Source organism: Pseudoalteromonas sp. APC 3224 (genome assembly GCF_030407535.1).
GTDB lineage: Bacteria > Pseudomonadota > Gammaproteobacteria > Enterobacterales > Alteromonadaceae > Pseudoalteromonas.
The window spans coordinates 1-16,643 of sequence record NZ_JASDDF010000054.1 but is presented as its reverse complement, the minus strand read 5'-3'; the positions used below and the strand labels follow the sequence as shown (position 1 = coordinate 16,643).

Here is a 16,643-nt window from a genome sequence, read left to right as displayed (position 1 = left end):
TCTAGGTTGGGTATATCTAGGCATTTTAGCCTCCTCAAAGTAATGAGGAGGTGTCCACTAAAACGGGTGAGGAGCATGTTCCGTTTAAAGTGCTTGTTAGCTGACACTCTCAGCTAGCCTAACGTCAGCATCATATGAAATAGTAAAAATAAAATCGTCTAAACAAGGAATACTAACCTCTTTAACAATTTGAATTGAATCCGTTAGGTATTCGTAAAATTTCCAACTTAGTGTTGGATTCCAATACTCATTAATCAGGTTCTTTGCACAATCGTTTGCATTTAGTTTCAACTCAACTCTATGTGTGATTGCAAAGGGGCACTTGTGAGGGTTATTTGGAATCACTTCATACAGCTTAATATTGGACAGTCGCACATTTTGCTTTAACAAATAATGGACTGCAAACTCATCACTATCCGTCACATACAACGCGTTGGTTCTTCCAGTCACACCTTGAGGTCTAGACTTGTCCATTTCCTGTGATGTATTTACATAGAACTGATTCTGCCGCGTTGAATTTATAGTTTGCCCAGAAGTTAACTGGTTAGTGGTTGCATGATAATACGTCATAACCTCTCATTCTTGTTATGCAAGAGTGCCAAGTTTATAGCTCTCTTTTGATAAGATTGTAAATGAAAATACTTCATTACCAATGATTTTTAATCCATTAAAAAGAAAGATTTTCACACTGCCATTATTTTTCCATTCGATAGACTGTGGATTATTTTCACCCTGAGCATTAACTATTTGATAGATTGATTGTTCTTGATTTTTTAGAACACACATATAACTTTTAATGCCTTGTTCCGTTTTTATAGAAATATTTTGAATATTCATATTACACCTAGGTTAATGAAGCACTGACAGCTAACAGCTTATTCAAAGGATCTAAACCCGCAAGTTGTAGACATAAAATCCTTTGATTTTTTAATACTTTAAGTTTAACTCTGTATCTAAATGTAAATCAAGGGATTTATATTTGTTGTTTTTTTGTTGTTGTAAAATACAAGAAATAATCCCGCGAGTTGTTGAAAAAAAACTAAATACAACTACTGTTTTTATATACAGTACCAGCTAGAGCAGATTATGGCTTCTATATTTTTAGAATCAATCCGTGACTTTATGATAACGCGTCGTTATGCCAAGCGTACTATAGACACTTATCAATATTGGATAAAATTTTACATTTTATACCATGGTAAAAAACATCCGGCGCAATTGGCAGAGTCGGAGGTTGAGCAATTCTTATCTTATTTAAGTAATCAGCGTAATGTTGCAATGAAAACTCAGGCAACGGATTTAAATGCTTTGGTATTTTTATACCGTCATATTATTAGTCGACCGTTATCACTTGAAATGAATTTTAATAAATCACTCGTGTCACCTAAATTACCGGTAGTACTGACCCGTGAAGAAATACAGCGTTTATTATTGGCAATGGATCCAAAGTATAAACTTATCGCTCAGATACTTTACGGTAGTGGTCTACGTTTAATGGAAGCTGTAAGGCTACGGGTTAAAGATGTCGATTATGACTATGTCTCATTAATGATTTGGCAGGGCAAAGGCAATAAAAACCGCAGAGTAACATTAGCATTCGAACTACTGCCGTTGTTGCGCAGCCAAAGTCACTTGGTAAATGACTACTGGCATCGAGACAAACAAGCAACAGACTGTGCCGGTGTCTGGCTTGCGAATGCATTAGCTAGAAAATACCCAGCGGCTCCTTATGAACTAAGCTGGCAATATTTGTTTCCTTCTGCCCAGTTAAGCATGGACCCAGAAAGTAAAAAGCTGCGTCGCCACCATAATGATGAAACAACAGTTCGTAAAGCAATTAAACAGGCTGCAAAGCTGGCAAAAATTCAAAAAAATGTTACCTGCCATACACTACGGCACTCGTTCGCAACACATTTACTGCAAAGTGGTGCTGATATTCGCACCGTGCAAGAACAACTTGGCCATAGGGATGTTCGCACCACGCAAATATATACGCATGTTTTACAACAAGGCGCGAATGGGGTAATTAGCCCACTAAGTAAAATATTATAAAGTATGAATTTAAAGGACTTTTATCTAATCTAATAAGCTTTAAAAATGCGCTATAACTTGGGGGCAATGCAATAAAAGCATTTTTACAAAAAGGGGCTAACGTATTTTAGCCCCTTTTGTGTGTGTTTTATTTACAGTGTGTTATTCAATAACAACAAACCATAGCCAGCGAGTTGCTCGCCATTGAGGTCGTGTTGCCAGTTAGGCCTTAACCCATCGCGTTTGATGCTACTGATGCTTTGCGGGTTAGCGGTTAAGTTAAATACAAACATACTTTTACTGCCATTTAACTCACGGGTTATTTCAACTAGGCCGTTGTTGTGCTGTGTTAATTCATAACTGCCTTTAATACGAAGCTCTGGGCGCTGTTTTTTTAGTGCGATTAAGTGCTGATATAAACGCCACAGTGAATTAGATTGTGCTTGTTGCGTTTTTACATTGCGATCAGCAGCATTAATTTGCTGTGCTAAATATTCAGGCCACCACTGGGTGTAGTTATCACCAAACAGTTCAGCCTGCTCAACCCAACTTGTTTGAGCTTGAGTAAAACCTGCTTGGTTGCTGTTATTCCACTGCATTGGCGCGCGTTTATACACATCGTGACCTGTGCCACCTTGTGTTAGGCCAATCTCTTCACCGTAATAAATATACGGCGTGCCCGGAGAGCTAAATAACATAGCGGCAGCAATTTTTGCTTTATCGTCGTGCTCTGCAAGTTGATAAGCCACACGCTCTTGGTCGTGATTAGTTAAAAACGGTGCAAAAAAATCAAGCGGCGCAGTTGAATCAATACGCTGTTGTAAATTTTGTTTAAGCACATTGGCATCAACTGTATTCACTTGTTGGTTAGATTGCATGGTGCCAAATTGCGCTTCACCACTGACATCGGGTTTTAATAAGCCCAGTATTTTATAGCCCACTTCAAAATCAAAGCCTTGATCGAGGCCCTTACCTTCGCCAAAGTATTTTGCTGCAACGGGAATGTCTGCCCAAGCTTCACCCACTAAATATGCCTCTGGATCAACGCTTTTTACGTATTGGTTAAAGTGCTGCCAATATGCAATGGTTTCGTCGGTATCGGCTTGCGCATCTGCGCCACCTTCCATTGCAAAACGAACTGCGTCTAATCTAAACCCTGCAACGCCTTTATCAAGCCAAAACTTAGCCATTTTTTCCATTTCGGCAACAACATCAGGGTGGCGTAAGTTCAAGTCAGGTTGGCTCGCTCCAAACGCACCATAGTAATACTGCTGACGTGTTTCATTCCAATGCCATACGGCATCTGGTTGGTCGTTATTACTCCATGCGTGGCCCCAGCCACTTCCGGCTTTTGGCATATCGTCGCGCCAAATAAAGTAATCTGCATAAGGGGCTTCATTATTTGCTGAACGCTGAAACCATTCATGGTTACTTGATATATGGTTTATAACTAAATCAAGTATGACTTTCATGCCTTTGTCGTCAGCAGCTTTTATAAAGGCTTCAAACTCGGCCATGCTGCCGTAGTCGTTTTCTACTTGGTAAAATTCAGTAAAGTCATAGCCATGGTAAGAAGGTGCTTCAAACATCGGGGTTAACCACAATGCGTTAACGCCAAGCTCTTGTAGATACGGGAGCTTTTGGGTCATACCATTAAAATCGCCATGACCATCAGCATCGCTGTCGTAAAAACTGCGTGGCCAAATTTGGTAAAAAATGGCGGTTTCCCACCATGGGTTTGCTTGTTGTTCAGTATTTAGTGGCGATGTTTCGGTGTTATTCGTGTAGTTATTTAATGATGGTGCGCTTTGGCAGCCTGTTAGCATGATTGCTAATGCTAATGCGCTCAAGGTAAATGTTTTCATTTCAGCCTCGTTATTATTGTAATAAATAACATAGCCGTATTTTACTACGGCTGTGTTAATTAGTTTGCGGTTATTTTAGTGCTTTAGTTACCACCGGGTAATGATCCCATACCTGCTTGTCGCTTAGTGAGCGCACTAGCTTTACGTATTCCGCATGTGTCCACGCCAGTGGTGTGGCCGAGTTTGTACCCTCGCCTAACGTGTAACCCGCTTTATTAATGCCTACACCATCCCATACTTGTTCAGGTAGCATCATGCCTTGGTTAGCAAATTGCTCTAGGCCTTTTACATAACTATTTTTAATAGCCTGCTGTTTTGTTGCATCTAAACTATTATTGGCATTTGCAGCGGCAATTTCGTAATGACCACGTTCACCGGTAAAAAATGGCCAAACTCGCCCACGCTGCCCTGGGCTGTTTTTTCCTCCTTCGGCATAGTTAGCGCCCGTTACCTCGTCTTCACCGTACCCGTCGTTACCATAGCGGCGGTAGCCTGCAAATGTGCCGTTGCCGTCAGTAAACTCAAAGCTGTATTTAACTTGTAGGTTATCGGTTAGAGTTTCATCATCATATTCTGGCAATGTTTTTACTATGCTAGGCGCTAGCGCATCACGTACGCCATAGCGAACCAACTCTAAAAAGCCACCATCAAGTATTTGCTTTTTATTAAACCCTTCACGGCCATTATTAGCGTTAATTTTAGTATTTGAATTGGCGTCTTTGTCTTGGCCAATGCGAATGAAATATTCACCATCAGAAGCGCTCGACTCTAAATTACCAGCTGTTGTAAACATTAATTTTTCAATATCATTGTTATAACGCTTAGCTGTATTTAGGTAACGTGTTGCATTGGTATCATCACCTGCTAGTTTAGCGATATCGGCTGCAGTAATTAAACCAGCAACAACCGCGGCGGTGGTTGATGGCGAATACCCTTCTTGCTCTTCCCAGCGTTCTTGCTGAGTAGCTGGCGGCGTTATTTGTGTGTCGTTCCATAGAATGTTTGCACGGCCACCCTCAACTAAAAAGTCTGCTGCGGGCTTTAACATACGGCTATACCAATCGGTGAGCTCTGCATCACTTAATACACCTGCCTGATGGAGTTTCCATGCAAGCATGAGTGGCATTGCTGTTTGGTCAAGCTGTACACCTACCCATTCTAGTTCACCATCAACATGTGTTTTTTGTAAAAACCACCCTGTATCGCCTTTATTGCCAGGGGTTTTGCTGTTTACTTGAACTTTTTCAAGGTATTCGAATGCGGTTTTAGCGGTCGCATTATCGCCCATGGCCATAAACGCCATGGCAACTTGATAAAAGTCGCGCACCCATACCGCTTTGTAACCAGTAGAGCCTGTTTTAGCCGATACGGTTTCGCCCCATGGGTTAGATAATGAGGCAATAAGCGCACCTGCATGAGTTTTATCTTCTTGCGCTTTAAGTACCATGGCACTGGTGTAAAGTAACTTGCCGTTATCTGCGGTTTGTTCGCTCATGTTATTTAGCGGTGCAAGGCTTTGCAGGTAGTCTTGCCAACCAAGCGCTTCACCTTTACCGTTGTAATTATCAAGCACCGCTTGGTAACCTTTGGCTAACGTAGCTTGGCCTTGTTTAAAGCTGGTTTGTTCGCTATTACCAAAGCTTAGGGTTAAATCGAACTGGCTGTTTTCACCAATTTCACCCAGCTCTGCAAGTAGGCTAACATTACCCGATTTTTCACCGGTATTTTTATAAACCTGAGTAAGCTGCTGAGTTGTTTTCAACTCGCTTAAACCATCGCTCACACCTGTAAAACCAACACTTGTTTGTTTGAATGGCTGCGCACCTTGCAATGAAAGGTAGCTGTTGTCTTGCCATGCAAGCAATCCTTGATCTGTAGTTTTAGCAAAATCATCAAGGCCGTTATTATCAACATACGGGTTAACGCTTACGTATGCCTTAACGCCTTCAAGCTCGGTATTAAAAATACTGCGTACAAATAAGCTTTGCCCATCAGGATCGGTAAATATGTGTTTTTCGAGGCTAAAGCGGCCTTGCTTATCTTTGCTTACTACTTTGTAAGCTAATGATAACGGGCGGCCTTTATCGTCTTTGTATAAGTAGTCAATGGTAACGTCTAAATCGTCAGCTTCTGTGACTGTAAAATCTTTTCCTACTACCACAAATTGCATGTCTTTAATTTGCGCTTGATGAATAAGCCCAAACATCGTTTCGGTGATCATACCTTTGGCAATTGAAAACCATACTTTTGAAACCGCTCCTGTGGGGGCCTCATCACTGTAATGGCCATTTTGATATTGCTCAAAAGATGTGCCAATACCGGTTTTACCTGCATAAGCCCAAAATGGCTCTGCCCCAGGGGCTCCCGGTGCCGATACCTGCATTACAGCGCTGTTTGATGGCTCTTGCTGCGCGCCACAAGCTGTTAAACCAAGCATTAATAAACTGGTGGTAATTGTATTTAATTTTTTCATTTTAAAGCCTTAATTAATTTCAGTTTACTCGTTACGTTACTGAGTGTGTTTAACACGCAATACCGCAACCGCTGCAAGTACAAACGACACAGCGCCCAGTACTAATGCGTAAATAGGTTGGTTTTCAAAAAAGTGGCGTAATATTAACCCCAGCACACTGGCGGCTAATAATTGTGGGATCACAATGAAAAAGTTGAAAATACCCATGTAAACACCCATTTTATGACTCGGTACCGAAGTGCTTAACATTGCATAAGGCAGAGATAAAATAGACGCCCACGCAAAGCCTACGCCTATCATTGGCCAAATAAGTAAGCTGGGATCTTTTATAAACATAAAGCTTGCTAGGCCCAACGCACCTAAAATAAGGTTAAGTGCATGTGCTACTTTTAATCCCACGCGTTTAACGATGATCGGGATACATAAAGCAGCAATCGCGGCAAAGCCGTTGTAAGCGGCGAATAATATACCCACCCAATCTGCACCGTTGTTGTAGGCTAACGAGCTGGTATCTGTACTCCCGTAATGAAAGCTAGTAACCGCTGAGGTGCTATAAATCCACATAGCAAATAACGCAAACCAACTAAAAAATTGTACCCATGCCAATTGCTTCATCGCCTCAGGCATAGTGAATACATCATTCACTACATTATAAAAACCGCCGCTAGTGTGCTGTTTAGCTTTTAATGCCGCTGCAATAAATTGAATAACACCAAAACTAACTAACCCAGCAGCCAGCAAGTAAAGTTCTTTTTCCAGATCCAGCCCTAATACCGTGGCTAAAACAAGCACACCTAAGCCGCTAAAAATAACGCCGCCTTTGGTAAAATTAACGCTATTAGTAATATTGGTTTGTGTTGTTTGTGATTCTTGTTGATTAAATTGTGCAAGCTGCTCGGGTGAATACTCTTTTGTGGTGACAATAGTCCAGCCAACTGCAATAAATAAAATAACCCCACCAAAGTAAAACGAATACTTTACAGAGTCAGGAATTTGACCAATCGGTGCGGTATTAGCAATATCAAACCAGTTAGTCATCATCCAAGGGAGTGCTGATGCAACCACTGCTCCCACGCCAATAAAAAAGCTTTGCATGGCATAGCCTGTGGCGCGCTGCTTGTTTGGCAAGTTGTCGCCTACTAAAGCACGAAACGGTTCCATGGTAACGTTGATTGACGCATCCATAATCCACAGCATACCCGCAGCAATCCAAAGCGTAGGAGAATTTGGCATAATAAAAAGCGATAACGTGGTTAATATAGCACCGTATAAAAAGAAAGGACGACGGCGGCCTAATTTGCCCCAAGTTTTATCACTCCAATAACCAATAATTGGTTGCACAATTAAGCCGGTGAGTGGCGCTGCAACCCATAAAATAGGAATATCGTCGACATTAGCGCCAAGTGTTTGAAATATACGGCTTACGTTACCGTTTTGCAGTGCAAAGCCAAATTGAATGCCTAAAAAGCCAAAGCACATATTCCATATTTGCCAAAAGCTTAAGGTTGGTTTGTTGTTATAATTCATGATCAGCCTTATTTGTTAAAACGGCACTGCTGAGTGCATCAAGGGTCAGCGTAAAGGTTGTATTTTGTTTCTCATCGCTCACCAAAATACTGCTATGCGACTCTAGTAGGTCGTATAGCGTTGAGTTTGGTTTGAGCATAGTTGCTTGATTCGGCGTTAGCGTAATAGTGACTGTTTGCGCTTGCTGGCTAAAGTTGCTCAGCACCCATAATGATTGCTGGCTTAAGGTGCGTACAAAACCCACCACTCTATCACTGCCTGTTACCATCAAGGGTGCCATATCACCGGCAACAACAGCAGGTAAGCCATTAAGTTCCATAATTGCGATATAGTATTGACGTAACTGTGCTTGCTCAGGAGTTAAATTTGCGCCATCAAACTTGCCATTATTCATCCATGCTTGGTGCGCTGGTACGCCAATGTAATCAAAAATACTGGTGCGTGTAGGCGAACCAAAGCCTGCGTTTTCTGATCCATCTTCACCTACGTCTTGGCCAAAATAAAGCAAGGTTGGCGAACTACTAATTAAGTTAGAAACCACCATAGCCGGTTTACCCCATGCAGCGTTGCCAGCAAAGTCAGGACTTGCGATACGCTGTTCGTCATGGTTTTCTAAAAAGTGCAGCATGTGCTGTTCAATATCTGCCACTTCAGCTTGTGCTTTAAATAACGTGTTAGCGGCTTGCTTGCCTTGCATAATCCCTTTTAGGGTGTCGTAAAAACCGACCTTGTCATACAAGTAGTCCATTTTACCTTGGTGAATATAGGTGCGGTACATCAATGGGTTATATACTTCGGCGAGTAAAAACGCATCGGGTTTATGTGTTTTTATTGATGAATTTAAAAAGCTCCAAAATTCAACGGGTACCATTTCAGCCATATCATAGCGAAAGCCATCAACCCCTTTATCAAGCCAATAAAGGGCAATATTTCTAAATTTATACCAACTATTTGGCAGTTCTTTATCTTGCCAAAATTCATAATGTGCACGGTAATCTTGGTTTTCAAGCGATTTAGGTAAAGTTGGAAAGTCTAGGCTGCCATCGGGTTTAACACCGTAGTTAACTTTTACCGTTTCGTACCAGTCGTTTATATCAGGCTTTGGAGCACGTGCACCATTGCCAGTCCATTTTGCTGGGATTTCACTAAATTGACCATCGGCTAAAGGGTGTTTGTTGCCACCTAATACTTGGTAGCTGTCGCTTGTTGGTACTTTAAATGATTCACCCGGTACATAGTAAAAATTATTATTTTTAGCATACGCCTTGCTAGTATCATCGTCCTCACCAAAGTCTTTCACGCCGTTAGGCTTTGCGATTGAGTGATAATCTCGAGCCACATGATTAGGAACAATATCAATAATTACTTTCATGTCGTGCTCGTGAGTACGCTCAATTAGCGCGCTGAACTCTTCGAGTCTATTGGTAACATTAATAGCTAAATCTGGATTTACATCGTAATAATCTTTTATTGCATAAGGCGAACCTGCACGCCCTTTTACCACATCAGGATCGTCTTGTTTTATACCGTACTCAGTGTAATCACCCACCAAGGCATGATGCAAAACGCCGGTGTACCACACATGCGTGGTACCTAGCTCTTTAATGCCTTTTAGTGCCTCGTCGTTAAAATCAGCAAACTTACCAACTCCATTTTGCTCTTTGGTTCCCCATGGCACATTAGCGGTTTGGGTGTTACCAAATAAACGAGTAAATACTTGATATACCACTGGCTTAACTGGGTCTGTTTGCTTAACTAACAAATCTGTTTTTGTCTCTTTGTCATCACTGCAACCGTGCACCAGCAATGCGCTGCATATAAGCAACGGCGTGTAAAATCTTTTTTTCATTGTGTGTGTCATTTTTATTTCAGTGTTGTTATAGGTTTATACTAAAGCTAAGTAAGGCTTGGTTACAGTTGCTGCATACGTATTCACAGCCATATTCAGTGACAATTAACCCGCAACTAAAGCATCACGTCACGTCACGTCACTTAGTTTGTTTTTAACTTAGCTAAAAACTCTTTATGAGTAGGCAGCTTATCTACCGTTGAATTTATTAGGGTTTTTAACGTTGCGAATAAATCCGTTAGTTGTTCACTGCTTAATGAATCAACAATACTGTTATAGTCATCTGGTATTAGGCCTTGACCTATAAATACTTGCTGCCAAGCTACTTCTGCAAATAACTCGTCGTTTTCGCGCACTACTTTGCCCGTTTGTTTAAATAAATCCATTTTATGCGCTAACGATTGAGGAATTTCCATTTGCTTACATTGACGCCAAAATGGGGTGTCCTCTCGCTCAGTTAATTTATAGTGCAAAATAATGAAGTCACGAATATGCTCGATTTCACTGATACTTTGCTTATTAAATTCAGTTACTAACGCATCACTAACCCCATTATGAGGAAACAACTTAATTAAACGTATGACCGCACTTTGTATTAAGTGAATACTAGTAGACTCTAAGGGCTCTAAAAACCCACTAGAGAGCCCTACTGCGACTACATTTTTATGCCACTGCTTTAAACGTCGACCTGTTTTAAACTTAATTAAACGCGGGCTTGTTGTTGGCTCACCCGGTAAGTTATTTAATAAAAGCGCGGTTGCTGACTCATCCGATAAATAACGGCTGCAATACACTAAGCCATTTCCTGTTCGGTTTTGTAGCGGAATTTGCCACTGCCAACCTGCGTCATGTGCTATGGAGCGCGTATAGGGCTTTAATTCGTTGCTGCCTGTTGATTGCACTGCAACAGCACTATCGCAAGGTAAATAATGCGACCAATCAACAAACCCCGTATTGAGAGTTTGTTCAATTAAAAGTGCGCGCTGGCCAGTGCAATCTATAAATAAATCGCCTTGGATTTGGCTATTATCGTCAAGCATTAAGTTGGTGATATTACCTGTATCTGGGCATTGCTCGACGTGTTCTATTTTTGCATCAATGTGTTTAACGCCGCGAGATAATGCATGATTTTTTAAATATTCAGCATATAAAGTAGCGTCAAAATGAAACGCATAACTAAGCCCTGGTAATTGAGTATTAGGAATAGCATTTAGTAGCGTAAATTTGTGCTGTTTAGCGGCTTGATAGTTAAGAGAAAAATCCCACAAAGAGTCCTCATTGCCATTAATGTGCCCTTTCACCCAAAAATTATAAAAGTCACAAAAGGGAAAATCTTTACCAAACGAGCCAAATGCATGCATGTAGCTATGCCCTGGTGTTTTCCAATTTTCGAACTCTATACCCAGTTTAATAGACGCATTGGTGGCATTTATAAAATCTTGCTCATTAATACCGAGCGCATTATTAAGCCCAATAATAGGCGGAATGGTCGCTTCACCAACGCCTATAGTACCAATGCTACTTGATTCAATAAGGGTAATGTTAATTACTTTACCTAACACTTTATTAAGTAGTGCTGCGGTTATCCAACCGGCTGTTCCACCGCCTGCAATGACGACATGCTTTATTGGTTTCATATTATTGCTCATGTTCATAAAGGTTGATAAAACTTAGGTAAAGTAGCTATAAAAAAGCCCTTGTAAAACTAATTACAAGGGCTTCTTAATACAAAACTTATTATAGCTTGTAGCTTACACCGAGTAAGTAAGTACGGCCATAATCTTGGTAGTCACGCACTTGCAGCGCATTATCGCCTTGCAATGATGTAAACGCTTCTTCGGTAATGTTTTGAATTTGGAACGTCATTGATAAGTTCTCAAAACCAGCAATACCAGAATCAGCAAAGTCATAGCCTACTTGCGCATCCCAAATAGTCTCGCCAAGTATATCAACTTGTTGTGTTGCAAAACCTGAACCGTAGATATCACCTTTAAAGTCACTACGTTTACGCATACTGGTACGTGCTTGGAAACCATTGCGTTCGAAGTACACAGTTAGGCTATCAATTTTATCTGACAAACCTGGTAGTTCGTAATCGTTTCCGTTTTGATCTTGCAAGTCTTGCTCAACGCTGGTGTGGCTCGCAATTAAACCAAAACCTTCTAACGACTCATGTAATACACTGAAAGGGAATGATAATGAAAGCTCATAGCCCCATAAACTTCCGTCGCCACCATTCACTTTACTTGAACGAGTAGCTGTATTTCTGTCTGCTGGAGGCAACTCGCCGGTTGCAGGGTCTTCTTTACCTGTTACATCAACATCGTAACGCTCATCAAAAATCCATTGGTCAATGTCTTTATAAAATAACGCTGCTGAAAAGTAACCTTCTGCATCAAAGTAGTTTTCGTATGTTAAATCAAAGCCTGTTGCTTCTTTTGGTTCAAGCTCTGCATTACCACCAGAAATAGACCAATAGTTACCATTTTCGTCTGGCTTTTCGCTGTTATAACTTGTTTCAATCGATGCATGCATTTCATCAAGGCGAGCACGAGAAATTGTTTTAGCCGCACCAAAACGAATTGTTTGCTCTTGGTCAATTGCAAAAGATAAGTTTAAGCTTGGTAATACATTTGAATAGTCGTGGCTAATATCAGTAGGTGATGCAACAACTAAACCATTAATATTTGATGCCTCAAAGCCTTGTGATGACTGCTCAGTGCGTACATAACGTATACCTACATTACCTGTTACCGGTATGCCACCAATTTCAGCGTTAATGTCTGCTTGAATAAATGCAGCGGTAACTTCTTCTTGAACTGTCCACGAACGGGTTAAGTGTTTTTGATCCGTTAAGCTTTCTTGCAGTAGATCGTAATAACCATCATTTACTAGGCCGTTAGTGTCATAAGCAATCATATCACCCATGCCAATAAAGTCTAAACTTGCCGAACCTAAACGGTATTGCTCTGGTACTGATACCATGCCTGGATTATCTAAAGAGAAATCTTTTAAAGTCATGAAGTAGCCTTCAGACTGTTTTACTTTCTCACGGTCGCGGTAAGATAAACCAAAATTAATACGGCTAAAGTATTCGTTCTCAAGTACTTTACTGGCAGCTAACTTAAGCGTTGAAAGCTCATCGCTAATCTCTGGTGCATTAATAAAGCCATCTTGTGCGGTATTTTGATAAGCCGTGTCATTTAAGCCGTACTTGTTATTTAACGCAGCACTGCCACCCCAAGATAACGGGCCACCTAACTGAATTAAGTCGTAGTCGCTGTAATCAAGCTCATGAGTAAACTGTGCACCCGTATTTCCACCATCAAATGCATACCCTATGTTATCAGCAATACCGTTTGCATCGCCACGGCCGGTACCTGAATAACTTTCAATACTCCAAATAGTACGATCTACTTTTGAGCGGCTTGCATCAAACTCAACTGACCAATCATCGTTAATATCGTATTTTGCATTAAAACCAAATTGTGTGAGCTCTGCTTTTCGCTCTTCGTAGTCATTTCGTACAACAACGCGTTGCCCTTCAGTGACTGCACTGGTAATAAAGCCAGACTGTTCATCTACAGTAACACTATTTGGGTCGATGCTACCTTGACCCCAGGCGAAAGGAACTTCAATACCACGTAAGATTTTTTCATCATTAAAATCTACATATAGCGCATCAAACGTCATGTTTAAACGATCATTTGGTGCAGCTTCCACTACTAGCATCGCTGAATCACGTTCAAGTGTTGATGAGCGTACGAAAGGTTTAGCGCCGCCTAAAATTGAATAGTTTTGGCCATCATTCCCTGTAAACTCAGGGTAACCCCAAGAATTCCAGCGTTTTTCTTGGTTTGGAGAACTCATTGTGTTGTAAGCAAATGCTACACCTATAGTGTCATCTGCAAACTGGTCTATGTATGAAACGGTGCCACGAAAGCCTTTGTCATCGCCATCCGGGTTTAGTTTATCAAAGCTAGTTTGCTCATACTGACCATTAAACATGATCACTTGTTCACCTTTACTTAAAGGCTTTACCGTTTGCATGTCGATAACACCAGCAATACCTTCAGCTTCAATGCTAGCACTTGGCGTTTTATAAACAGTAACACCGCTCATTATTTCTGATGGGTAAAGGTCAAACTCAACACCACGGTTGTCACCAATAGATACCTGCTCACGGCCATTAAATGTTGTTGCGCTTTCGTTTTCGCTAAAACCACGAACACTTACACGGCTAGCACGACCATCAAGACGCTGGGCTGTTAAACCTGGTAAACGTGCGATTGACTCTGCAATAGATGAGTCCGGAAGTTTACCAATGTCTTCTGCAGAAATTGACTCAACAACCTGTGTTGAAAAACGCTTAGTATTAATTGATTCAACAACACTACCGCGAAAACCTTTTACTTCGATGATTTCTACATCATCATTTTTTATTGTTTCTTCTTGTGCCGCGGTGGTGGCAAAGCTTGATAGTCCGGCAGCAGTTAATGCTAGCGTTAATATACTTGGTTTGAACATAGCCATAATGTTTTCCCGTTACCCATAATGTGATACCCGCTTACTTGTTTAAGTGATAGTTAAACATGCGAGCTTATTTTGTTGTCAGGATGAATATTAACGCTCGTATTATTTTATTAACAACTTTATGCATACGTATTCAAAATAGCATTACACAGCCAAAGTTAACATTAAATTTACAACCAAACATGTAAGTAACTGTTTTGCAATGGATTATTTTGGTGCAATTATACTTTATGAGCTTGACGTTAACCTGTATTTATTTTTTTATTAAATAAGCCATTCATAAAACGACAATAAAGTGAAACAAAGTGATTTTATTTTTTAATTTATTATTAAACACACTATCTATTCAAATTGAATTGGTAAGACCAATACTAAAAAACACCAACTCAGTGCACACCTTTGTTTTTACGCACCTACATGGCGCAAACAATAAATTAACAACTCAATATTAGAATTGGTAAAGTAAAATAAGAATAATCCACGACCCAAAACGCTTGCCTTAATGATTTGTACATCTTGTTTTAATGCCTTGAAATAGGTGCATACGTATGCAAGATTTTTACAGCATGACAGGCTTCAAGTATGCTTTTTCAAATAAACGAGGATTATTACCTCTAAAAAAGAACAACACAAAGACAGTGTGAAAACGGAGAAAAGCATGGCCCAAAAGCAATGGTATAAAGGTGCGGTTATTTATCAGGTTTATCCGCGTAGCTTTCAAGATAGCAACAACGATGGCATTGGTGATTTAAAAGGAATAATAAATCGTATTGATTACATTAAAAGCTTAGGGGTAGATGCTATTTGGATCTCACCTTTCTTTAAATCGCCTATGAAAGATTTTGGTTATGATATTAGTGACTACCGTGATATTGACCCGCTTTTTGGTAATTTAGCTGATTTTGATGAGTTAATTGCACAAGCACATCAACGCGACATTAAAATTATTATTGACCAAGTGCTAAGCCACACCTCAGATCAACATCAATGGTTTATTGATAGCCGTGAAGACTTATCTAACGATAAAGCCGACTGGTATGTATGGGCCGATGCTAAAGAAGATGGCACAGCACCTAATAATTGGTTGTCTATTTTTGGTGGTGGTGCATGGCAATGGGAGCCGCGTCGTGGACAATACTACTTGCATAACTTTTTTACTGAACAGCCTGATCTTAACTTTCATAACCCCGATGTTCGCCAAGCCGTTCTAGATAATGTTGAATTCTGGCTTAAAAAAGGCGTGGATGGCTTTAGGTTAGACGCAATTAACTTTTGCTACCATGACGCTTTGCTTCGTGATAACCCAGCTAAACCAAAAGAAAAACGTCAAGGCCGTGGATTTAGCGAAGATAATCCGTATGCATTTCAGTACCATTACTACAATAATACCCAGCCTGAAAACATAGAGTTTATGCGTGATATTCGTACTTTACTCAACAAGTACCCTGGTACCGTATCACTGGGTGAAATTTCATCTGAAGATTCATTAGCCACAATGGCAGAATACACCCAAGGCGGCGATAAACTGCATATGGGTTATAGCTTTGAGCTATTAACGGATGATTACTCGAGCGAGTATATAAGAAATACCGTTACTACACTTGAGCAACGCATGACTGAAGGCTGGCCTTGCTGGGCATTTAGTAACCATGACGTAGAACGTGTTGCTAGCCGCTGGAGTGAAACGGGAGAGGTACACCCAGCGCAATGTAAAATGTTGACCGCCCTACTCGCTTCACTTCGTGGCAGCGTGTGTATGTATCAAGGTGAAGAACTCGGACTCGGTGAAGCCAGCGTTGCGTTTGAAGATTTACAAGACCCGTACGGCATAACTTTTTGGCCAAACTTTAAAGGTCGTGATGGCTGTCGTACCCCAATGCCTTGGGAGAACCTAGATAACTCACAAAGCAATGCACACAATGCAGGATTTAGTGAGGTAAAACCGTGGTTACCTGTTGATCAACAACACAGGCTACAAGCAGTTGCTGAGCAAGAGAATGATGCAAACTCAATATTAAACGCGTACCGTGAATTTATGGCCTGGCGTAAAAACCAGCCAGTATTACTTGAAGGTGATATTGAGTTTATACAAACCGCCGAGCCAATTTTGGCGTTTTACCGCACATTAAACGAAGAAAAGATGTTGTGTGTATTCAATTTAAGCGGGGCAAAAGCAGAGCTTGTTATTGATGTTAGTGTTGAAAAAGAACATAACACGCTTTCTCATTACAACGCGCAGCTTAATAATAAAACACTGACCGTTGAGCCATTTGGTAGTTATTACGCCAACTGCAATTAGTATTTACATTATTACAAATAAAAAACCCGAGCATTGCTCGGGTTTTTTATAGCAAATTTTTAGTGG

Annotated in this window: 10 protein-coding genes; 2 read left to right on the top strand and 8 right to left on the bottom strand. The window is 40.7% G+C overall.

Features of this window, described 5'->3' with window-relative positions:
* Positions 1–96: 96 nt before the first annotated feature.
* Positions 97–570 carry a hypothetical protein gene (locus QL989_RS18445; protein ID WP_182759256.1) on the bottom strand — a complete coding sequence of 158 codons (474 nt, stop codon included), beginning with the start codon at positions 568–570 and terminating at the stop codon, positions 97–99.
* A 15-nt stretch (positions 571–585) separates the two neighbouring features.
* On the bottom strand, positions 586–837 hold the full coding sequence (locus tag QL989_RS18440; protein ID WP_182759257.1) for a hypothetical protein: 252 nt from the start codon (positions 835–837) through the stop codon (positions 586–588).
* Positions 838–1,086: 249 nt separating this feature from the next.
* Here QL989_RS18440 and QL989_RS18435 point away from each other — a divergent pair, with 249 nt between their 5' ends.
* Complete coding sequence (locus tag QL989_RS18435) at positions 1,087–2,052, top strand: integron integrase (RefSeq protein WP_290171568.1); 966 nt, start codon at positions 1,087–1,089, stop codon at positions 2,050–2,052.
* A 131-nt stretch (positions 2,053–2,183) separates the two neighbouring features.
* On the opposite strand, the gene QL989_RS18430 is transcribed toward QL989_RS18435, so the two are convergent.
* The 6 genes from QL989_RS18430 to QL989_RS18405 form a co-directional block, all read right to left on the bottom strand.
* Positions 2,184–3,896 carry an alpha-amylase family glycosyl hydrolase gene (locus QL989_RS18430; RefSeq protein ID WP_290171566.1) on the bottom strand — a complete coding sequence of 571 codons (1,713 nt, stop codon included), beginning with the start codon at positions 3,894–3,896 and terminating at the stop codon, positions 2,184–2,186.
* A gap of 70 nt (positions 3,897–3,966) precedes the next feature.
* Entirely contained in the window at positions 3,967–6,369 is a 2,403-nt protein-coding gene (locus QL989_RS18425; protein ID WP_290171564.1) for a glycoside hydrolase family 15 protein, read from the bottom strand.
* Positions 6,370–6,405: 36 nt separating this feature from the next.
* Positions 6,406–7,896: an MFS transporter gene (locus QL989_RS18420; RefSeq protein WP_290171563.1), complete on the bottom strand. Its 1,491-nt coding sequence runs from the start codon at positions 7,894–7,896 to the stop codon at positions 6,406–6,408.
* Entirely contained in the window at positions 7,886–9,745 is a 1,860-nt protein-coding gene (locus QL989_RS18415) for an alpha-amylase family protein (RefSeq protein WP_290171562.1), read from the bottom strand. The genes QL989_RS18420 and QL989_RS18415 overlap by 11 nt, the downstream gene beginning before the upstream one ends.
* A 143-nt stretch (positions 9,746–9,888) precedes the next feature.
* Positions 9,889–11,382 carry a tryptophan halogenase family protein gene (locus QL989_RS18410; protein ID WP_290171560.1) on the bottom strand — a complete coding sequence of 498 codons (1,494 nt, stop codon included), beginning with the start codon at positions 11,380–11,382 and terminating at the stop codon, positions 9,889–9,891.
* A 100-nt stretch (positions 11,383–11,482) separates the two neighbouring features.
* Complete coding sequence (locus tag QL989_RS18405; RefSeq protein WP_138604861.1) at positions 11,483–14,278, bottom strand: TonB-dependent receptor; 2,796 nt, start codon at positions 14,276–14,278, stop codon at positions 11,483–11,485.
* Between the two features lie 658 nt (positions 14,279–14,936).
* Here QL989_RS18405 and QL989_RS18400 point away from each other — a divergent pair.
* Positions 14,937–16,577 (top strand): alpha-glucosidase family protein, encoded by a 1,641-nt coding sequence (locus QL989_RS18400; protein ID WP_290171558.1) that lies wholly within the window; start codon positions 14,937–14,939, stop codon positions 16,575–16,577.
* The last annotated feature ends 66 nt before the right edge of the window (positions 16,578–16,643 follow it).

Excerpts from the sequence above, each read along its gene's own strand:
- QL989_RS18445 (WP_182759256.1), bottom strand. The coding sequence starts at position 570 with ATGACGTATTATCATGCAACCACTAACCAGTTAACTTCTGGGCAAACT.
- QL989_RS18440 (WP_182759257.1), bottom strand. The coding sequence starts at position 837 with ATGAATATTCAAAATATTTCTATAAAAACGGAACAAGGCATTAAAAGT.
- QL989_RS18435 (WP_290171568.1), top strand. The coding sequence starts at position 1,087 with ATGGCTTCTATATTTTTAGAATCAATCCGTGACTTTATGATAACGCGT.
- QL989_RS18430 (WP_290171566.1), bottom strand. The coding sequence starts at position 3,896 with ATGAAAACATTTACCTTGAGCGCATTAGCATTAGCAATCATGCTAACA.
- QL989_RS18425 (WP_290171564.1), bottom strand. The coding sequence starts at position 6,369 with ATGAAAAAATTAAATACAATTACCACCAGTTTATTAATGCTTGGTTTA.
- QL989_RS18420 (WP_290171563.1), bottom strand. The coding sequence starts at position 7,896 with ATGAATTATAACAACAAACCAACCTTAAGCTTTTGGCAAATATGGAAT.
- QL989_RS18415 (WP_290171562.1), bottom strand. The coding sequence starts at position 9,745 with ATGAAAAAAAGATTTTACACGCCGTTGCTTATATGCAGCGCATTGCTG.
- QL989_RS18410 (WP_290171560.1), bottom strand. The coding sequence starts at position 11,382 with ATGAAACCAATAAAGCATGTCGTCATTGCAGGCGGTGGAACAGCCGGT.
- QL989_RS18405 (WP_138604861.1), bottom strand. The coding sequence starts at position 14,278 with ATGGCTATGTTCAAACCAAGTATATTAACGCTAGCATTAACTGCTGCC.
- QL989_RS18400 (WP_290171558.1), top strand. The coding sequence starts at position 14,937 with ATGGCCCAAAAGCAATGGTATAAAGGTGCGGTTATTTATCAGGTTTAT.